Origin of the sequence: Mumia sp. zg.B17, from assembly GCF_019550915.1 — a bacterium.
Classification (GTDB): Bacteria; Actinomycetota; Actinomycetes; order Propionibacteriales; family Nocardioidaceae; genus Mumia.
The window spans coordinates 299476-318942 of the sequence record NZ_JAHWCI010000005.1 but is presented as its reverse complement, the minus strand read 5'-3'; the positions used below and the strand labels follow the sequence as shown (position 1 = coordinate 318942).

Below are 19467 nucleotides of genomic sequence, written 5' to 3'. Positions count from 1 at the left end.
TAGCGGGAAGGGCGGACACCGACCGGTAGCCTGGTAGCTGTCCCTGGGAACGTGCGACGCTGTGCCGCGCGTTGGACGGGGGACACGTGTCCGTAGGCGAAGGATGGTTGAGCCAGGTGGCCAGCAGGGATGACAAGCGCGCGCGGCGTGAGCGCGCGGAGCAGATGCGCATGGAGCGAGAGCGGAAGGACAAGCGTCGCCGCACCCTCATCACCGCCGCGATCGTCGCGGTCGTGCTGGTCGTGATCGGTGGAGCAGGCTTCGCCGTGAAGTCGGCGGTCGACAACTCCGCCGACGAGCCCACGCGTGCTCCCGGCGGCCTGACCGACGACGGTGGCGTGGTGCTGACCGCCACCGACCTCGGCGGCTCCGCCGCCTCCGACCCGGTCAAGGTGACGGTGTTCGAGGACTTCGCGTGCCCGCACTGCAAGACCTTCGAGGACGAGACCGGCGACTGGATCGACGAGCAGGTCGCGGCAGGTGCGATCGACGTGGAGTTCCGTCCGGTGGCGTTCCTGTCCGACTTCTCCCACGACACGATGGGCGCCGCGATGTGCGTCTTCGAGGAGGGCGGGTCCAAGGCCTACCGCGACTTCGCGAAGCTCGCCTTCGCCAGCCAGCCCACGGAGGGCTCGGGCCTGGACGAGAAGGACTACGTCGACATGGCCGAGCAGGCCGGAGCGCCCGGAGCAGCGACCTGCATCAAGGGTCGTCCCTTCCGCGACTGGACCGACCCGGCGACCAAGGCGTCGTTCGACCAGCCCGACTCCGAGGGCGAGAAGCTCTCCGGCACGCCGACGGTGTGGGTGGACGGCGCCACGGTCAACGGACCCGAGGGCTCCGACGGCAAGCCGACCGTCCCCGGGCTCGCCGACATCCAGAAGGCCGTCGCGGCCGCGAAGGCGAGGTGACCCATGGCAGCCGAGAGCTCGCGAAGCCGTCGTGAACGCGCTGAGCAGATGCGCAAGGAGAAGGAGCGGCAGGACAAGCGTCGCCGCACCCTCATCACGGCGGCGGTCGTCGCCGCGGTGCTCATCGTCATCGCCGGTGCGGGCTTCGCCGTGAAGTCGGTGATGGACGACTCCGCCGGTGACGAGGTCCGCACTCCCAAGGGGCTCACCAAGGACGGTGGCGTGCTGGTCACCGCCGAGGACCTGGGCGGCACCGCCCAGCCGGACCCGGTCAAGCTGACCATCTTCGAGGACCTCCAGTGCCCGGTCTGCAAGGCCTTCGAGGAGACCTCGGGTGGCTGGATCGACGAGCAGGTCGCCGCCGGGGCGATCGAGGTCGAGTACCGCCCGGTCGCGTTCCTCAACGAGTTCTCCGGCGCCGCGCTGGCGGCGTCGATGTGCGTGTTCGAGGAGGCCGGCGCCAAGGGCTGGGTCGACTACACGCGCACCGTCTATCAGAACCAGCCCGACGAGACCAGCACCGACGTCGACGAGGACCAGCTCGTCGAGTGGGCCGACCAGGTCGGCGCCGGGGCAGCGACCGACTGCATCAAGGGTCGTCCGTTCCGTGAGTGGGCCGGCAACCCGCCGGGCAGCACGAGCGAGGTCACCGACGAGGCGTTCGCCTCCAAGGACTCCGAGGGGCAGCAGGTGTCCGGGACCCCGACGGTGTGGGTCGACGGCACCGCGGTGACCGGCTCCGGCGGCAACATCCCGACGCCCGCAGACCTCGAGGCGGCGGTGACCGCCGCGAAGGCAGGCTGACGCCCGCAGGTCGAGCGATCGCGATCGACGCCCCGTACGCCTTGTGCGTGCGGGGCGTCGCGTCTCTACGGTGGGGCAGGAACACCACCGACGAACGACGGGAGCGACACCATGGCCACACGCACCGCGACGACACAGTGGACCGGCGGGCTGCAGGACGGATCAGGACGGGTCAACCTCGACACCTCCGGAGCCGGATCGTACGAGGTCTCGTTCCCGCGGCGGATCGCCGACGAGGCCGAGGGGGTGACCAGCCCGGAGGAGCTCCTCGCGGCGGCGCACGCGGCCTGCTACGCGATGGCGCTGTCGGGCGGGATCGCGAAGGCCGGAGGCACGCCGCAGTCCTCTACGGTGCGGGCCGACGTCACCGTCCGTCCCGACCGTGAGGGTGGTGGGCTGCTCATCTCCACGATCACGCTGACCGTCCGCGCGAAGGTCGACGGCCTGACGGCCGAGCAGTTCACCGGGGTCGCCGAGCAGACCAAGAAGGACTGCCCGGTGAGCAAGGCGCTCGCCTCCGTCCCGGAGATCGAGCTCGACGCTGCTCTCGAGAGCTGAGCGCGCCCGGCAGGATTCGAACCTGCGACCGGCGGATTAGAAGGCCGCTGCTCTGTCCAGCTGAGCTACGGGCGCTCACGGGAACCAACCCTAGCGGCGACGTCGCTCTCGGCGCTCGCCGCTAGGGTTCTCCCTGTGTCCCCGCCGTTTGCGGCGCGTCTGCCGCAGCCCCCTTCGTCGCCGGTCCCGCCAGGGCCGCTTCCTCGGCTGCGCGACCCCATGTGGCAGCGGGGGCACACGCTGCTGGTCGTGCTCATGCTCATCACCGCGGTGATCGGTGTGGTGGGCGCCGGCTTCTTCGCCGTCGGGAGCGGCGACGCGGCCGGGAGCGGGCTGAGCCTGCTGTACGCGCTGCTCCCTCTGCCCGCTCTGCTCGGCTGTTTCTTCTGGCTCGACCGCTACGAGCCGGAGCCGTGGCACTACAAGCTGGCCGCGGTGGTCTGGGGTGGAGTCGTGGCCGTCGCGATCGCGCTCGCGGCGCAGATCTTCGTCTCCGAGACGTTCGACCTCTCCGACCCGGTGCTCGCGACCTTCATCGCACCGGTGACCGAGGAACCGGCCAAGTGCCTCTTCCTCGTGCTGACCTTCCTGCGGATGCGACGCGTGATCGACGGGGTCATCGACGGGCTGGTCTTCGCCGGGCTCGTCGGGCTGGGCTTCGCCTTCGTCGAGAACATCGGCTACTACGCCGGCGCGTACGTCGGCATCGACGAGACAGGCATCGAGGGGGCCGGCGCCACGACCGTGACCTTCGTCCTCCGCGGCATCATGAGCCCGTTCGCGCACCCGATGTTCACCGCCGCCTTCGGCATCGCGGTCGGTCTCGCCGTGAGTCAGCGTTCCCGCCTCAAGCGCGCACTCCTGTGGTCCGCGGGTCTGCTCGGGAGCGTCCTGCTGCACGGCATCTGGAACGGCGGCGTGAGCTATCTGGGGGGCGGCGGTTTCCTCATCGCGTACGCCTTCACCGGTCTCCTGCTCGCGGCCACCGTGGTCCTCGCCGCCGTCGCGCGACGCAACCAGGGCCGCTACCTGACGCGTGCGCTGACCGACATCGCGCGCCGAGGATGGCTCGTCGCAGACGAGATCCCGTTCATCGCTTCCCTCTCCTACCGGCGCAAGGCGGTCAAGCACGCACGGACGCACGGTGGCCGGATCTCGGCCAAGGCGACGCGGCGCTACCAGCGCGACGCGATCACGATGGCGTTCCTGTACGCGGGAGTGATCGACCGGATGCCCAAGCCGCACGCCGTGGAGCGCGTCGACGCCTTCCTCGCCGAGATGCGGATCCTCCGGCCGTACGCCGTCCTCCCGCCGCCGCTGCGCTTCGCCTCGCCCCCGGTCGGCCCGTACGGGCAGGGCTACGGCCAGACCCACGGTCCCGGCCCGTACGCGGTCCCTCCCTACGGTCGGGCGCCGTCCGTCCCGCCTGGGCCTGCTGCGCCGCACTACGGGATGAACACCCCGTACGCCCCTCGGCCGCAGCCGCGACCGGCCGACGTACCCCCGAACGCGCCGGGGCCTGACAGCCCCGAGCCGCATCGTCGAGAGTGACCGCGACCACCTGACGGGCTCGTCCCCGGTCACCGGTGCGTCAAGCGTGGTGCTCTCCACTACGCTGAGGCCGGGGCAAGCACACCCACTCTCCCGGAGGTCCGAGTGTCGAGGGACGGTTCTACCGCCACCCTGCTCGCTGCGCTGCTCAAGCTGCGCGCCGAGCTGAGCGGTGCTGCTCTCGGGCTGGAGATCGCGGGGGCGTCCGACGGGCGCGAGGCGCAGCGCCGACTGCTGTCACAGCTCGACGACTACGTGCTGCCTCGCCTGGTGCAGCTCGACGCGCCCTTGCTGACGGTGGTCGGCGGGTCGACGGGCGCAGGCAAGTCCACGCTGGTCAACTCGCTCGTCGGCCGCCGGGTCACCGCCTCGGGGGTCCTGCGGCCCACGACGCGGTCAGCGGTGCTGGTGCACAACCCCGCCGACGCCGAGTGGTTCCAGCCCGACCGCATCCTGCCCGACCTGGCGCGTGCGACCACCCAGTCGCACGACACCCGGGCGCTGACGCTGGTGCCCGCGCACACCGTCCCCAAGGGCCTCGCGCTCCTCGACGCCCCTGACGTCGACTCCGTCGAGGCCGAGAACCGTCGGCTCGCGAGCGAGCTGCTCGCCGCGGCAGATCTCTGGCTGTTCGTCACCTCGGCCGCACGGTACGCCGACCAGGTCCCGTGGGACTACCTGCGCGAGGCCGCCGAGCGCAGTGCCGCCGTCGCGATCGTGCTGGACCGTACGCCCGACCAGTCGATGGGCGAGGTCCGCGGCCACCTGGCCCGCATGCTCACCGCACGTGGCCTGAAGGACTCGCCCTTGTTCACGGTCCTGGAGGCCGAGGTCGACGACGACGGACTTCTGCCGCCGAGCGCGGTCGCCCCGATCCTCAACTGGCTCCACGACCTGGCGGGCGACCCTGAGGTGCGTGCGTCGATCGTGACCCAGACCCTCGACGGCGCGGTGCGCAAGATCGTCTTCGGGGCCTTCGACGTCGCCGACGCCGTCGCCGAGCAGGGCACGGTGCTCACCGGGCTCGTCGAGGACGTGGACCGCGCTTACAACGGCGCTGAGGCCGCGTTCGCCAAGAGCCTCTCCGACGGCACGCTGATGCGCGGCGAGCTGGCCGCGCGCTGGCGCGACTTCGCCGGCTCCGGCGACCTGCTGCGCGGCAACGAGGACAAGATCGGGCGACTGCGCGACCGCATCGTGGACAGCGTCCGCGGCCGTCGAGCGCGCGTCAACGAGGTGCAGGAGAGCTTGTCCCACAACGTCGAGCTGCTGCTGCTCGAGCAGGCCGAGGCCGGCGCCCACGCGGCGTACCAGCTGTGGGAGCAGGTGCCTGCCGGCGCCATCCTCCTGCGCAACGCCGGCCGCGACCTGGAGCGTGCCAACCGCATGCTGCGTCCGCGAGCCGAGCGGATCGCCGCCGACTGGATCGAGGCCTGCACCGAGATCGTGCGCGCGGAGGGCTCCGAACGCCGGATGACGTCCCGCTTCCTCGCCCTCGGCACGACCGGCTCCGCGGTCACGCTCGGCGTCTGCGTCATCAACGAGCTCGCACCCCGCGACGAGGAGATCGCCACCGGGGCCTCGACGGCCCGTGAGCTGCTCATCGACGTCTTCGGGGAGACGACGGCGCGACAGCTGCTCGACCTCGCCAAAGAAGACCTTCTCCGGCGAGCCGCGACCGTTCTGCGAGACGAACGCCAGCGTTTTTACGACGTACTCGCACGGGCTGCCGCAGCACCCTCGGCAGCCGATAGCATTCGAGCCGCTGCTCGGGCCGCCGAGGATGCACGCCACACCGACCTGATCCCCGAGGACTGGGACTGACGTGAACGACACCCCACCCGCACCGCTGTTCAGCACGAATGGCGGTGACGTCGCCGCGCGCGTCGACGGCCTCGCCGCCGCCGTGGATGCCGCCTCCGGCCGGCTCGACCCTGGCCTGGTGAACGAGGGCGCCACCGTCGTCCGTCGCGCCGCGGACCGCCTGCGCCTGGCCAGCGACCGTACGGTCGTCGCACTCGCCGGTGCCACCGGCTCCGGCAAGTCGTCGCTGTTCAACGCGGTGGCCGGCATCGAGCTGTCGGCCGTCGGCGTGCGCCGCCCGACCACCTCCTGGGCGATGGCAGTCGCCTGGGGCGAGAGCGGGTCCCGTGACCTGCTCGAGTGGATGGGCATCCCCGAGCGCCAGCAGATGTCGCTGACCAGCCCGCTCGGGACCGTCCCCGACGACACGAACCTCGACGGGCTGGTGCTCCTCGACCTGCCCGACCACGACTCGACCGAGGTGAGCCACCACCTCGAGGTCGATCGGCTCGTGCAGTACGCCGACGTCCTGGTGTGGGTCCTCGATCCCCAGAAGTACGCCGACGCGGCGATCCACGACCGCTACCTCCGCCCGTTGGCCCGCCACGCCGGCGTGACCATGGTCGTGCTCAACCAGATCGACAGGCTGCCACCCGAGAAGTGGGACGGGACGTTGCAGGACGTCCGCCGGCTCCTGGCCGACGACGGGTTGGCGGGGGTCCCGCTCATCGCGGTGTCCGCCCTGCGGGGCGACGGCGTGGACGACTTCAAGCGCGCGCTGGTCCGCAAGATCCGGGACAAGCAGGCCGCCGGGATGCGGACCGGTGCCGACGTCGAGCACATCGCCAAGGCGTTCGAGCAGATGAGCGGAGACGTGCCGGCGATCGGGTTGACCGACTCCGACCGCGACCAGCTGGTGGCGACCCTCGCCGAGGCGGCGGGCGTGTCGGCGGTCGCGGACTCGGCCGAGAAGGCACTCGTCTCGCGTGCGGTCACGGCGACGACGTGGCCGCCGCTGCGGTTCGTCGGCCGCTCGAAGCGGCCCTCGGCCGCCGAGGGCGGGGCCCTGCGGTCGCTCGAGTTCGATGACGTGAGCGCGAGGGTGCAGCGGCCGGCGGTCGACGTGGCTGTCCGCGACGTCGCCGAGAAGGCCACGATCGGCCTGACCCCGCCGTGGGTGCAGTCCGTACGCCGCGCCGTCGTCGTCCCGAACCGCGACCTGGCCGACGTGCTGGACCACGAGATGTCCCGCACCGGGCTGGGTCTCGACCGCGCGCCGACCTGGTGGTCGGTCGTCAAGACGGTCCAGTGGACGGCGCTCGCGGTGACGGTGGCGGGTCTGCTCTGGTTGCTCGCGCTGGTCGGCGCGGAGGTGACCGGCGACGCAGCGGCGCCGATGATCGGCGGAGTCTGGCTGCCCGTCTACCTCTCGGTCGGAGGGCTGGTGATCGGTCTGGTGCTCGCGATGGTCGCGACGGTGGCAGCGAAGTCCTCAGCGAGTCGCCGGGCGCAGGAGATCGACGAGGCGCTCCGAGCGACGATCGTCGACGTCGCGAGCGAGCGGGTCCTCGCGCCCGTCGACAACGAGCTCGCCGCGTACGACCAGGTTCGCCGCGGCATCGCGACGGCCCTGGGCCGCCGCATCTGACGTCGCGCACAGCGCGCCGCCGTCCACAGCCGGCGGCGGCGTGCTGCCGCCGCGCTCTGGCGGGCCCCACCATCGGGATGTCCCCGATGATTGGAGCAGCACATGAGCGACAACCAGATGACCGTCTACGGCAACCTCGGCACGCCGGTGGATCTCAGGGAGAGCAACGGCTTCGCCTGGGCGATGTTCCGGGTCGGATCCACGCCTCGCTACTACGACCGCCAGCAGGGCGGGTGGCGCGACCTCGAGACCGTGTGGATCACGGTCAAGGCCACCCGCGCTCTCGCCCAGAACGCCGCTGCCTCCCTCGCCCTCGGTGACCCGATCGTCGTGATCGGCAGGCTCCGGACCCACTCCTGGCAAGACCGGGAGACCGGAGAGCAGCACCGCCGCGACGTCCTCGAGGCGACGGCGGTCTGCCACGACCTCAACCGTGGGACGACCGAGTTCCACCGCAACGAGCCCGCGGCGACACCCGAGCCCGCAGGCGGCGAGGGTCAGGCGGTCGCGGCGTTCGAGAGCACGCACGTCGTCGACGGGGCCGCTCCGCGGGGCGAGCCGGTGGCTGTCTGACCCCCGGCTTCCGTCCCGGCCGTCGCGGCCGCAGGCCGCTCGACGGTCCGATTCACGCGGCGGCCGGGGGAGCGCCTACCCTTGACCCATCATGTCTGACTACGTCTTCACCCTGCGCAACGTCCGCAAGTCGCTCGGCGACAAGGTCGTCCTCGACGACGTGACGCTCTCCTTCCTCCACGGGGCCAAGATCGGTGTCGTCGGGCCGAACGGCACCGGCAAGTCGACCCTGCTCAAGCTGATGGCCGGCATGGAGCAGCCGAGCAACGGCGACGCCCACCTCGATCCCGGGGCCAACGTCGGCATCCTCCTCCAGGAGCCGCCTCTCACCGACGGCGCGACCGTCCTCCAGAACGTCGAGGAGGCCGTCGCCGACATCAAGGGCAAGCTCGACCGCTTCAACGCGATCAGCGAGGAGCTCGCGAGCCCCGACGCCGACTTCGACTCCCTTCTCGCGGAGATGGGCGACCTCCAGACCGCCCTCGACCACGCCAACGCGTGGGACCTGGACTCGCGTCTCGAGCAGGCCATGGACGCGCTGCGGTGCCCGCCGCCGGACGCCCTCGTCGACAAGCTGTCCGGTGGAGAGCGGCGGCGTGTCGCGCTGTGCAAGCTCCTGCTCCAGCAGCCTGACCTGCTCCTCCTCGACGAGCCCACCAACCACCTGGACGCCGAGAGCGTGCTCTGGCTCGAGCAGCACCTCGCCAAGTACCCAGGCGCCGTCCTCGCCGTGACCCACGACCGCTACTTCCTCGACAACGTGGCGCAGTGGATCCTGGAGCTCGACCGCGGCAAGACCCACCCGTACGAGGGCAACTACTCGACCTACCTCGACACGAAGCAGCAGCGGCTGGTCGTCGAGGGCAAGAAGGACGCCAAGCGGCAGAAGATCCTCGAGCGTGAGCTCGAGTGGGTCCGCTCGAACCCGAAGGCGCGCCAGGCCAAGAGCAAGTCGCGTCTGGCCCGGTACGAGGAGCTCGCCGCCGAGGCCGAGCGCAGCCGGGCGGTGGACCTCTCCGAGATCAACATCCCGCCGGGCCCCCGCCTGGGTGACGTGGTCCTCGACGTCCGCGACCTCAAGAAGTCGTTCGGCGAGCGGACGCTGATCGACAACCTCAACTTCTCGCTCCCGCGTGCCGGCATCGTCGGCGTGGTCGGTCCCAACGGCGTCGGCAAGACGACGCTGTTCAAGATGATCACCGGTGAGCAGCAGCCTGACTCCGGCGACCTCACTGTGGGCACCACGGTCAAGATCTCCTACGTCGACCAGTCCCGGTCGGGCATCGACCCCTCCAAGAACGTGTGGGAGGTCGTGTCCGACGGCCTCGACCACATCAAGGTGGCCAACTTCGAGATGCCGAGCCGCGCCTACGTCGCGTCGTTCGGATTCAAGGGGCCCGATCAGCAGAAGCGTGCCGGCATCCTCTCCGGCGGTGAGCGCAACCGCCTCAACCTGGCGCTGACGCTCAAGATGGGCGGCAACCTGCTGCTGCTCGACGAGCCGACCAACGACCTGGACGTCGAGACGCTTCAGTCGCTCGAGGACGCGCTGCTCGACTTCCCCGGCTGTGCCGTGGTCGTCTCCCACGACCGGTGGTTCCTCGACCGGGTCGCCACCCACACGCTGGCCTGGGAGGGCGACGCCGAGAACCCCGCCCGCTGGTACTGGTACGAGGGCAACTTCGCCGACTACGAGGCCAACAAGGTCGAGCGACTCGGCCCCGAGGCTGCACGGCCGCACGCGCTGACCTATCGGCGCCTCACCCGCGACTGATCCACCGAGGGTCGGTCAGAAGCGCGCGCCGCCGAGGTCGTTGCGGATGCGCTCGAACACCCGACCGATCACCTCGAACTCCTCGTCGGTGGCGTTGTCCAACAGATATCGGCGTACGCCGCCGACGTGGGTGTGGGCTGCCTCGCGCAGCCGCTCCATGCCGGCCTCGGTGAGCTGCGCGTTGACCCCGCGGCCGTCCGAGACGCACGAGCGGCGCACGACCAGCCCTGCGCGCTCGAGGCGCGCGACGGTGTGGGTGACCCGGCTGCGAGAGTGGGAGACCTGGTCGGCGAGCTGGGCCATCCGCAGCGTCCAGTCGTCGGCCTCGGACAGGCGGACGAGGATCTCGTACTCGGGCATCGAGAGGTCGTGCTCGCGCCTCAGGTCGCGGTCGAGCTGGTCGAAGAAGACCGTCGAGCCGCCCAGGAACGACCGCCAGATCGCCTGCTGGCCGTCGTCGAGCCAGCGTGTCTCGGGGGAAGCCTGCGTGGTCGAGGTCATGCGAGAAGTGTAGCGCGGGAATAGTTGGATCTTAAATCAGTTGTGCTATCGTGACGGCAGTTGGTTGAAACCGCAGGAACCTAGCGGATCGCCAGCGCCAGACCAGACCGACGAGCACAACCCGCCCGAAGAGGATGCAACCCATGGCACAGATCACCACAGGCACCTGGACGTTCGACCCGACCCACACGGAGATCGGCTTCACCGTCCGCCACCTCATGAGCAAGGTTCGCGGCAAGTTCGAGAGGTTCGAGGGCAGCATCACCACCGCCCCCGTGATCACCGACTCGACCGCCACCGCCACGATCGACCTCGTCTCGATCAACACCGGCACGCCTGATCGTGACGCCCACCTGCGCTCGTCCGACTTCTTCTCGGTGGAGACCCACCCGACGATGACCTTCACGTCGACCGGCGTCGTCGAGAAGTCCGACACCGAGTTCGTCCTGCGTGGCGACCTCACGATCAAGGACGTCACTCGCCCGGTCGAGCTGGCCGTCGACTTCCTCGGCGAGGGTCAGGACCCGTGGGGCGGGACGCGCGTGGGCATCGAGGCCACCACGACGATCAGCCGCAAGGACTTCGGCATCGACTTCAACATCCCGCTCGAGGGTGACAAGGTCATGATCGGCGACAAGATCAGCATCATCATCACCGGCGAGGCCGTCCTCGCCCAGTAGCACGCGACATCGACGTCCCGAGGACGTCGATGACGACGACGGCCGTCCTGGAGCCCACGGCTCAGGGGCGGCCGTCTTGCTGTGCTCAGCGGTGCACGGCCCCCACGGCTCGGAGCGCCAGGTCGGCATACAGGTTGCCGACAGCCTCGGGCGTACGAGGCCCACCCGGCTGATACCAGCGGACGAGGTCGATCGCCATGGAGATGAGGGCGAGCGCGGTGCCAGGGACATCGCTGACCTCGAAGACGCCCTTGTCGACGCCCTCGCCGATCGCGTCGCGGTAGACGCGCTCGATGTCGCGCCGGTAGCCCGCGACCTCCTTGCGGTGCTCAGGCGTGAGCGCAGAGATCTCGTACTGGACCACCCGGGCGCGCTTGCTGTGGACCGCGTGCCACCGCGTGAACTCGAACTGGATGGTGGCGAGCCGCTCGACGGGGTCGGCGGTGGAGGCGTACGCGGCGGCGATCATGTTGCGGGTATTGAGGTGGCCGGCCGAGCTGATCTCGTAGAGGAGCTGCTCCTTGGACGCGTGGTGCACGTAGAGCGCTGCCGGGCTCATGCCCGCCCGCGTCGAGATGTCGCGGGTCGTCGTGGCGTGGAACCCACGCTCGGCGAACGCCTCGACTGCGGCGTCCATCAGCCGCTCGCGTGCGGGAACCTCGGTCATGGGCGCTCCTGGTCTTCGACAGCGGGGTGGGGGACCCCTGGCGCTAAGCGATCGCTTAGTACACTCTAGGTGATCGTGACCCCATGACCCGGAGGCACTCCGTGAAACGAGCCATCTTCGACGACGACCACGAGGCATTCCGCGCATCGGTCGCGGCGTTCGTCGAGCGTAGCGTCCTGCCCCACGCCGATGCGTACGCCGAGGACAAGGGCCTGCCGCGTGACTACTGGCTCGAGGCCGGCAAGCAGGGCTTGCTCGGCCTCGAGGTCCCCGAGGCGTTCGGCGGCGCCGAGGCACGCGACTTCCGCTTCAACGCCGTGCTCGCCGAGGAGCTGTCCAAGGTCAACGCCGCCCTCCCGTCGTGCACCGGCATCCACTCCGACATCGTCGCGCCGTACCTCGTCGAGCTCACCACCGACGAGCAGAAGGCGCGGTGGCTCCCGCGCTTCGTGACCGGCGAGCTGCTCACCGCGATCGCGATGACCGAGCCGTCGGGCGGCTCCGACCTGGCCGCGCTCAAGACCACCGCCGTGCGCGATGGTGACGGGTGGGTCATCAACGGCTCCAAGACCTTCATCACCAACGGCTGGTCCGCCGACCTCGTGGTGGTCGCGGCCCGCACCAGCCCGGAGAAGGGCGCCAAGGGCATCACGCTGTTCGCCGTCGAGACCGGCATGGACGGCTTCACCCGTGGCCGCAAGCTCGACAAGGTCGGCCAGAGCGAGTCCGACACAGCCGAGCTGTTCTTCTCCGACGTGCGGGTGAGCGACAACCAGGTGATCGGCGAGGTCGACCGCGGGTTCATCGCGATGATGGAGCGTCTCCCGCAGGAGCGGCTGTCGTGCGCCGTCTCCAACGTCGCGCACGCCAAGCAGATCCTGCTCGAGACGATCGCCTACGCCAAGGAGCGGCACGCGTTCAAGCAGCCGATCGGGTCGTTCCAGCACAACAAGTTCCTCCTCGCCGAGCTCGTGACGCGGATCGAGTCGGTCGAGGCGTACGTCGACGCCGCCGTGCTCGCGCACACCTCGCGCGAGCTGACCGCGATCGACGCGGCCAAGGTCAAGTGGCTGTCGTCGCAGGTCCAGAACGAGGTGCTCGACCACTGCGTCCAGATCCACGGCGGGTACGGCTACATGAACGAGTACCGAGTCGCCCGTGCCTGGCGTGACGCCCGTGTCACCAAGATCTGGGCGGGCTCCAACGAGATCATGAAAGAGCTCATCGGTCGCGACCTCGGGCTCTGACCACACGACAAGATTCGGCCCCTCAGACAAGGAATCCTCATGACCGAAGCCGTCATCGTCTCCACCACGCGCTCGCCGATCGGCCGTGCCTTCAAGGGCTCGCTCAAGGACATGCGTCCTGACGACCTCACCGCGCAGATGGTGCGTGCCGCGCTCGACAAGGTGCCCGAGCTCGACCCGCGCGAGATCAACGACCTCATCCTCGGGTGCGGTCTGCCGGGTGGCGAGCAGGGGATGAACATGGGGCGCGTCGTCTCTGTGCTCCTCGGCTACGACTTCCTGCCCGGCACCACCGTGACCCGCTACTGCTCCTCGAGCCTCCAGTCCACCCGGATGGCGTTCCACGCGATCAAGGCGGGCGAGGGCGACGCCTACATCTCGGCCGGTGTCGAGACGGTCAGCCGCTTCGTCAAGGGCAACAGCGACGCGATCCCGGGTCAGGAGATCACCAACCCGGTCTTCGCCGATGCCGCGCAGCACACCGAGGAGCTCTCGAAGGGTGGTCAGACCTGGACCGACCCACGCGAGGACGACCGGCTCCCTGACGTCTACATCGCGATGGGCCAGACCGCCGAGAACGTCGCCCAGATCCTCGGCATGAGCCGCGAGGAGCAGGACCGCTTCGCGGTGCGCAGCCAGAACCTCGCCGAGGAGCGCATCAAGGACGGCTTCTGGGAGCGGGAGATCACCCCGGTCACGCTGCCCGACGGCACCCAGGTCACCGTCGACGACGGCCCCCGCCCCGGCACGACGTACGAGGCGGTGTCGCAGCTGAAGCCGGTCTTCCGACCCGACGGCACCGTGACCGCCGGCAACGCCTGCCCGCTCAACGACGGCGCCGCGGCCCTGGTGATCATGAGCGACACCCGCGCCAAGGAGCTCGGCCTCACCCCGCTGGCGCGCATCGTGTCCACCGGCGTGACCGGTCTCTCCCCGGAGATCATGGGGCTCGGCCCGGTGGAGGCGATCCCGCAGGCGCTCAAGAACGCCGGGATGGCTCTCGGCGACATCGACCTGTTCGAGATCAACGAGGCGTTCGCGGTCCAGTCGCTCGGCTCGGCCCAGCAGCTCGGCATCGACATCGACACGCTCAACGTCAACGGCGGTGCGATCGCGGTCGGTCACCCGTTCGGCATGACCGGTGCTCGGATCACGGCGACGCTGATCAACTCGCTCCAGACCCACGACAAGCAGTTCGGCGTCGAGTCGATGTGCGTCGGCGGCGGCATGGGCATGGCGATGGTGCTCGAGAGGCTGTCGTGACCGGCGGCGCGAAGCGCTTCGAGGGCCGCACCGCGATCATCACCGGGGCGAGCCGTGGCATCGGGCTCGGCATCGCGCAGCGCATCGTCGACGAGGGTGGGCGGGTGTGCCTGACTGCCCGCAACGACGAGGCGCTGCAGGAGGCCGTGGTCCACCTCGGTGGCCCCGAGGTGGCGATCGGCGTCCCGGGCAAGGCTGACGACCCTGCCCACCAGGAGGAGGCGGTCGCGCGCACGCTGGAGGTGTTCGGGTCCCTCGACCACCTGGTCAACAACACCGGCATCAACCCCGTCTACGGGCGCATGATCGATCTCGACCTGGCGGCGGCGCAGAAGATGTTCGCGGTCAACGTGCTGAGTGCCCTGTCCTGGACGCAGCGGGCCTACGCTGCCTGGATGGAGACCCACGGCGGCACGGTCGTCAACGTCGCCTCGGTCGCGGGCACGAAGCCGGCGCCCGGGATCGGCTTCTACGGAGCCACCAAGGCGATGCTCATCCACATCACCCAGGAGCTCGCGGTCGAGCTCGGCCCGCAGCTGCGCGTCAACGCGGTCGCGCCGGCGGTCGTGAAGACGCGGTTCGCGTCGGCGCTGTACGAGGGTCGAGAGGACGAGGTGGCCTCGGCGTACCCGATGAAGCGCCTCGGTGTCCCGGCCGACATCGCCTCCGTGGTCGCGTTCCTGCTGTCGGACGACTCCGGGTGGTTGACCGGGCAGAACATCGTCGTCGACGGCGGGCTCACCCTCACCGGCGGGGTCTGACGTGCTTCCCGATCGCGCGGGTGTCGTCGTCACCGGCGGCGGCAACGGGATCGGACGGGCGATCGCGCACCGGCTCGTCGCAGCCGGTGCGCGGATCGTCGTCAACGACCTCGATGGCGACGCTGCCGCACGGGTCGCGGAGGAGGTCGGAGGGCTGGCGGTCGCCGGTGACGCGGCCTCGGCCGACGGCGTCCAGGCCCTCGTCGACGCTGCACGCGACCACCTCGGGTCGATCGACGTCTTCTTCGCCAACGCCGGGATCGCCCGCGGCGACGCCGCGACGGCGACCGACGCCGACTTCGAGACGTCGTGGCAGGTCAACGTCATGGCGCACGTCCGCGCCGCGCGGGCGCTGCTGCCGGAGTGGCTGGAGCGGGGGGAGGGGCGGTTCGTCGCGACCGCCTCGGCCGCCGGCCTGCTGACGATGCTGGGCTCTGCCCCGTACACGCTGAGCAAGCACGCTGCCGTGGCGCACGCCGAGTGGTTGTCGGCGACCTACCGGCACCGGGGTGTCGTCGTGCAGGCGCTGTGCCCGCAGGGAGTGCGTACGGCGATGCTCGACGACTCCGGGCCGGCGGGGGACGTCACCCTCACCGAGACCGCGATCACGCCGGAGCGCGTGGCGGCGACGGTCTTCGACGCGCTCGAGGACGACCGGTTCCTGATCCTGCCCCATCCCGAGGTCGCCGACTACGTGCGGGCGAAGGCAGCCGACCCCGACCGCTGGCTAGGTGGCATGAACCGGCTCCAGCAGCGGGTCGAGGAGCTGCGCGCCGACTTCTGAGCCGGCGCCGCGTCAGGCGTGCCGACGGAGCTCGGCCTTGGCGAGGGCGTTCTTGTGCACCTCGTCCGGGCCGTCGGCGAACCGGAGCGTACGGATGCCGGCGATCGCGGCGGCCAGCGGGAAGTCCTGCGAGAGCCCGGCGGCCCCGTGCGTCTGGATCGCCTTGTCGAGGATCCACTCCACCGTGCGGGGCGTGGCGATCTTGATCGCCTGGATCTCGGCGTGCGCGCTCTGGTTGCCGACGGTGTCCATGAGCCAGGCCGTCTTGAGCGTCAGCAGGCGCAGCTGCTCGACCTTGACCCGCGACTCGGCGATCCAGTCGCGGACCACGCCCTGCTCGGACAGCGGCCGACCGAAGGCCACCCGGCTGCTGGCGCGTCGGCACATGGCCTCGATCGCGCGCTCGGCGATCCCGATCGCCCGCATGCAGTGGTGGATCCGGCCGGGCCCGAGACGGGCCTGGGCGATCGCAAATCCGTCGCCCTCGCCCGCGATCAGGTTCGACGCGGGCACGCGCACGTCGGTGAACACGATCTCCGCGTGACCTCCGTGGTCACGGTCGTCGTAGCCGAGGACGTGCATCCCGCGGACGATCTCGACGCCTGGAGTGTCGCGCGGGACCAGGATCATCGACTGCTGGCGGTGCCGTCCGGCGGTCGGGTCGGTCTTGCCCATCACGATGAAGATCGCGGCGTTGGGGTTCATCGCGCCGGTGATCCACCACTTGCGCCCAGTGATCACGTAGTCGTCGCCGTCGCGCACGATCGACGTCGCGATGTTGGTCGCGTCGGAGGAGGCGACATCAGGCTCGGTCATCGCGAACGCGGACCGGATCTCACCGGCGAGCAGCGGCTCCAACCAGTCGCGCTTCTGCTCCTCGGTGCCGAAGGCGTGGAGCACCTCCATGTTGCCGGTGTCAGGCGCGGCGCAGTTGAGGGCGACAGGCGCGATGGCGGAGCTGCGGCCGGTGATCTCGGCGAGGGGAGCGTACTGGAGGTTGGTGAGCCCGGCGCCGCCGTCCCCGGGAAGGAAGAGGTTCCACAGGCCCTGCTTGCGCGCCGCCGCCTTCAGGTCCTCGATCATCGGTGGCGGGCCCCAGTGGTCGGGGTGGGCGTCGACCGCCGCGTGGAACTCCTTCTCGGCCGGATAGACGTGCTCGTCCATGAAGCCCAGCAGCCGCTCGCGCAGCTCGATCGTCGTGGAGTCGTACGCGAAGTCCATGGTGCTCCTTGCTCGGGGGTCAGGTGCGGGCCGAGGCGAGGCCGGCGGCGATCAGCGGCTCGGTCGCCGCGCCCATGCGGCTGAAGCCGTCGCCGACCGTCTGGCCCTGGGTGTAGCGGTAGTGGATGCCCTCGGTGATGACCGCGAGCTTGAAGTAGCCGAGCGCCAGGTGGAAGCCCATCGTCGAGACGTCGCGTCCGCTCCGGGAGGAGTAGCGCTCGAGCACCTCGTCGACCGTCGGGTAGCCCGGCGCTGCCGTCGCGTCGGCCACCGCGTTGTTGCGGGTCGACCGGCCCATCTCCTGGTAGACGATCGTGAGGGCGATGTCGGAGAGCGGGTCGCCGAGCGTGGCCATCTCCCAGTCGAGGACCGCGGTGATCGCGTCCTTGCCGTCGGGGGAGGTGTCGACGAGGACGTTGTCGAGACGGTAGTCGCCGTGCACGATCGTCGCGTCGGAGTGGGTCGGCACGTGCGTGCCCAAGAAGTCACGTAGCTCCTCGTACCCGGCGAGGTCGCGGCTCTTCGATGCCTCCGCCTGCTTGGTCCACCGGCGCACCTGGCGCTCGAGGTAGCCCTGCGGCCGCCCGAACTCCTCGAGGCCCACGGAGGCCGGGTCGACGGCGTGGAGGTCGGCGAGCGTGTCGATCAACAGGCCGGCGATGTCGGCGGTGCGCTCGGGCCCCAGCTCCTCGAGCTCTCCGGCACGCCGCAGAGCACGGCCCTCGGCCTTGCTCATCACGTAGAACGGCGAGCCGATGACGTCGGTGTCCTCGCACAGGACGTACGCGTGAGGGACCGGGACGTTCGTCGAGCCGAGCGCGTTGATGACGGTGAACTCACGCCGCATGTCGTGCGCGGTGGCGAGCACGTGCCCCAGCGGCGGGCGACGCACGACCACGTGGGTCTCGCCGTCGGTCACGTCGTACGTCAGGTTGGAGCGCCCGCCCGGGATGACGGATCCGGTGAGCGGACCTCCGACCAGGCCGGGCACCGAGTCCTCGAGGTAGGTGCCCAGCCGGTCCAGGTCCAGGCCTGGGAGGTCGGTCATGTCAGTCCTTCGGTCCGCCGGCGACGTAGATGACCTGGCCGGAGACGAAGCCGGACTCCTCGCTGGTGAGGAACGACGCCGTCGCGGCGATGTCCTCGGGCTGACCGACGCGCGCCACCGGGATCTGCTGGGCGCTGAACTTCTTGAAGTCCTCGTAGTCGACGCCCACGCGCGCGGCGGTCGCCGCGGTCATCTCGGTCTCGATGAACCCGGGAGCGATCGCGTTGGCGGTGATGCCGAACTTGCCGAGCTCGATCGCGAGGGTCTTGGTGAAGCCCTGGAGACCGGCCTTGGCCGCAGAGTAGTTGGCCTGGCCGCGGTTGCCGAGCGCCGAGGTCGACGAGAGGTTGACGATGCGGCCGAACTTCGCGTCCACCATGTGCTTCTGGGCGCCTCGGGACATGAGGAACGCGCCGCGCAGGTGGACGTTCATGACCGCGTCCCACTCGGCGACGCTCATCTTGAAGAGCATGTTGTCGCGGATGATGCCCGCGTTGTTGACCAGGATCGTGGGAGCCCCGAGCTCGGCCTCGACGCGTGCGTAGGCGGCCGTGACCGCCTCCTCGTCCGAGACGTCGGCGCCGACGGCGATCGCCTTGCCGCCCGCGGTGGTGATCGCGTCGACGGTGCCCGCGCACGCGTCCTCGTCGAGGTCGATGACGGCGACGGCGTGTCCGTCCGACGACAGCCGCCTGGCGACGGCGGCGCCGATCCCGCGTGCGGCGCCGGTGACGATGGCGGTGCGCTGCTGGCTCACAACTTCTCCTCGTGGCTTCGGGTGAGTGCTCGTGGTACCGCTAAGCGGTCGCTTAGCAAGGTACCGCATGGCAGTGGGGCGAAACACAGGGTCACATCACGGTTCGCCCCAGACCTGGGGGCCGAGTCTGCCACGATCGTCGGGTGCACCACGTCTACTCGTGTCCGATGCGTTGGGCCGACATGGATTCCCAAGGTCACGTCAACAACGTCACCTACGCCGACTACTTCCGCGAGGCCCGGCTGGCGGCCGGGGAGGGAGCGCGGCTCGTCCGCCTCGAGCTGGAGTACCGCGCACCGCTGGTCTTCCGTCCCGAGCCGGTCCTGGTCGAGTCGAGCGTCTTCGGGTCGAGGACCCGGGGTGACACCGTCCTGGAGCAGCAGATCATCGACCTGCGGGAGGACGGCGGCCGCACGGTCTACGCCCGGGGCCGGAGCGTGCTCGTCCGTACGCGGGGACGACTGCCCGCGGTCGCACCGTCGTCGGGGCCCGCCACGGACGTCCCCGTGCTCGTGCGGGCCCGCGACCTCGGTCCCGACGGAGCGGTAGACGAGGCAGCCACCCTCGAGCTCTTCCAAGAGGGTCGTGTCGCCTTCGTCTCGTCGATCGGTGCCCGCGATCCCGAGCTCCCCTGGGTCATCGGGCGCAGCGAGCTGACCTACCTGCGCCCGATCGTGCACCGCGAGCGCCCGTACGCCGTGCGCACCGCCGTCACCCGCGTCGGCCGGTCGTCCTTCGAGATCCGTGCCGAGATGGTCGACGACGAGCCGGCCGAGGTCGACGGTCCGGTGGTCCTCGTGACCTCGCGCGCGGTCATCGTCGGGTTCGACCCTGGGGAGCAGCGGTCGCGGCCGCTGACCGAGCACGAGAGGTCCCATCTCCTACCGCACCTCGCCCGGGCTTGAGGCGACCGGTG

General features: G+C 70.2%; 19 protein-coding genes and 1 tRNA gene. 14 read left to right on the top strand and 6 right to left on the bottom strand.

The genetic code is table 11. The annotated features are described in order from the left end of the window. Nucleotides 1–116 precede the first annotated feature (116 nt). The 3 genes from KV097_RS07130 (at nucleotide 117) to KV097_RS07120 (ending at nucleotide 2273) form a co-directional block, all read left to right on the top strand. Nucleotides 117–911, top strand: a complete 795-nt coding sequence (locus KV097_RS07130; protein WP_220341112.1) for a thioredoxin domain-containing protein — start codon at nucleotides 117–119, stop codon at nucleotides 909–911. 3 nt (nucleotides 912–914) lie between these two features. Beyond that, on the top strand, nucleotides 915–1715 hold the full coding sequence (locus KV097_RS07125; RefSeq protein ID WP_220341113.1) for a thioredoxin domain-containing protein: 801 nt from the start codon (nucleotides 915–917) through the stop codon (nucleotides 1713–1715). Between the two features lie 111 nt (nucleotides 1716–1826). Then, entirely contained in the window at nucleotides 1827–2273 is a 447-nt protein-coding gene (locus KV097_RS07120) for an OsmC family peroxiredoxin (protein ID WP_220365476.1), read from the top strand. A 1-nt stretch (nucleotide 2274) separates the two neighbouring features. Here KV097_RS07120 and KV097_RS07115 read toward each other — a convergent pair. Next, a tRNA-Arg gene (locus KV097_RS07115) sits at nucleotides 2275–2348 on the bottom strand. Between the two features lie 60 nt (nucleotides 2349–2408). Here KV097_RS07115 and KV097_RS07110 point away from each other — a divergent pair. The 5 genes from KV097_RS07110 to ettA all read left to right on the top strand — a co-directional run bounded on the left by KV097_RS07110 (nucleotide 2409) and on the right by ettA (nucleotide 9622). Next, nucleotides 2409–3824: a PrsW family intramembrane metalloprotease gene (locus tag KV097_RS07110; protein ID WP_220365475.1), complete on the top strand. Its 1416-nt coding sequence runs from the start codon at nucleotides 2409–2411 to the stop codon at nucleotides 3822–3824. Nucleotides 3825–3929: 105 nt separating this feature from the next. Beyond that, nucleotides 3930–5648: a dynamin family protein gene (locus KV097_RS07105; protein ID WP_301022093.1), complete on the top strand. Its 1719-nt coding sequence runs from the start codon at nucleotides 3930–3932 to the stop codon at nucleotides 5646–5648. A 1-nt stretch (nucleotide 5649) separates the two neighbouring features. Beyond that, nucleotides 5650–7275 carry a GTPase gene (locus KV097_RS07100; RefSeq protein ID WP_220365474.1) on the top strand — a complete coding sequence of 542 codons (1626 nt, stop codon included), beginning with the start codon at nucleotides 5650–5652 and terminating at the stop codon, nucleotides 7273–7275. A gap of 102 nt (nucleotides 7276–7377) precedes the next feature. Beyond that, nucleotides 7378–7848, top strand: a complete 471-nt coding sequence (locus tag KV097_RS07095; protein ID WP_220365473.1) for a single-stranded DNA-binding protein — start codon at nucleotides 7378–7380, stop codon at nucleotides 7846–7848. 91 nt (nucleotides 7849–7939) lie between these two features. Further along, nucleotides 7940–9622: an energy-dependent translational throttle protein EttA gene (gene ettA, locus KV097_RS07090; protein ID WP_220341118.1), complete on the top strand. Its 1683-nt coding sequence runs from the start codon at nucleotides 7940–7942 to the stop codon at nucleotides 9620–9622. Between the two features lie 15 nt (nucleotides 9623–9637). Here the strand turns inward: ettA and KV097_RS07085 are convergent, their stop codons facing one another. Continuing rightward, the gene (locus tag KV097_RS07085; RefSeq protein WP_220341119.1) at nucleotides 9638–10123 is read right to left on the bottom strand and encodes a MarR family winged helix-turn-helix transcriptional regulator; all 486 of its coding nucleotides are present in this window, start codon (nucleotides 10121–10123) and stop codon (nucleotides 9638–9640) included. Nucleotides 10124–10266: 143 nt separating this feature from the next. On the opposite strand from KV097_RS07085, the gene KV097_RS07080 reads away from it, so the two are divergent. Continuing rightward, the gene (locus KV097_RS07080; protein ID WP_255559266.1) at nucleotides 10267–10803 is read left to right on the top strand and encodes a YceI family protein; all 537 of its coding nucleotides are present in this window, start codon (nucleotides 10267–10269) and stop codon (nucleotides 10801–10803) included. Between the two features lie 85 nt (nucleotides 10804–10888). Here KV097_RS07080 and KV097_RS07075 read toward each other — a convergent pair whose 3' ends face one another. Continuing rightward, the gene (locus KV097_RS07075; protein ID WP_220341121.1) at nucleotides 10889–11470 is read right to left on the bottom strand and encodes a TetR/AcrR family transcriptional regulator; all 582 of its coding nucleotides are present in this window, start codon (nucleotides 11468–11470) and stop codon (nucleotides 10889–10891) included. A gap of 101 nt (nucleotides 11471–11571) precedes the next feature. Between KV097_RS07075 and KV097_RS07070 the strand changes: the two genes are divergently transcribed. The 4 genes from KV097_RS07070 to KV097_RS07055 are packed head-to-tail and all read left to right on the top strand — an operon-like array spanning nucleotide 11572 to nucleotide 15525. Further along, nucleotides 11572–12717, top strand: coding sequence for an acyl-CoA dehydrogenase family protein (locus KV097_RS07070; RefSeq protein ID WP_220341122.1), 1146 nt, complete (start codon nucleotides 11572–11574; stop codon nucleotides 12715–12717). Between the two features lie 39 nt (nucleotides 12718–12756). Then, nucleotides 12757–13980, top strand: a complete 1224-nt coding sequence (locus KV097_RS07065; RefSeq protein WP_220341123.1) for an acetyl-CoA C-acetyltransferase — start codon at nucleotides 12757–12759, stop codon at nucleotides 13978–13980. Then, the gene (locus KV097_RS07060) at nucleotides 13977–14741 is read left to right on the top strand and encodes an SDR family oxidoreductase (RefSeq protein WP_220341124.1); all 765 of its coding nucleotides are present in this window, start codon (nucleotides 13977–13979) and stop codon (nucleotides 14739–14741) included. Before KV097_RS07065 ends, KV097_RS07060 begins: the two co-directional genes overlap by 4 nt. Before the next feature lies 1 nt (nucleotide 14742). Then, complete coding sequence (locus tag KV097_RS07055) at nucleotides 14743–15525, top strand: SDR family oxidoreductase (RefSeq protein ID WP_220341125.1); 783 nt, start codon at nucleotides 14743–14745, stop codon at nucleotides 15523–15525. Between the two features lie 12 nt (nucleotides 15526–15537). On the opposite strand, the gene KV097_RS07050 is transcribed toward KV097_RS07055, so the two are convergent. The 3 genes from KV097_RS07050 to fabG are packed head-to-tail and all read right to left on the bottom strand — an operon-like array spanning nucleotide 15538 to nucleotide 18551. Then, nucleotides 15538–16746, bottom strand: a complete 1209-nt coding sequence (locus KV097_RS07050) for an acyl-CoA dehydrogenase family protein (RefSeq protein WP_220365472.1) — start codon at nucleotides 16744–16746, stop codon at nucleotides 15538–15540. A 19-nt stretch (nucleotides 16747–16765) separates the two neighbouring features. After that, nucleotides 16766–17794: a phosphotransferase family protein gene (locus KV097_RS07045; protein WP_220365471.1), complete on the bottom strand. Its 1029-nt coding sequence runs from the start codon at nucleotides 17792–17794 to the stop codon at nucleotides 16766–16768. A 1-nt stretch (nucleotide 17795) separates the two neighbouring features. Beyond that, entirely contained in the window at nucleotides 17796–18551 is a 756-nt protein-coding gene (gene fabG, locus KV097_RS07040; protein WP_301022839.1) for a 3-oxoacyl-ACP reductase FabG, read from the bottom strand. A 167-nt stretch (nucleotides 18552–18718) separates the two neighbouring features. Here fabG and KV097_RS07035 point away from each other — a divergent pair, with 167 nt between their 5' ends. Then, nucleotides 18719–19456 (top strand): acyl-CoA thioesterase, encoded by a 738-nt coding sequence (locus KV097_RS07035; protein WP_220365470.1) that lies wholly within the window; start codon nucleotides 18719–18721, stop codon nucleotides 19454–19456. The last annotated feature ends 11 nt before the right edge of the window (nucleotides 19457–19467 follow it).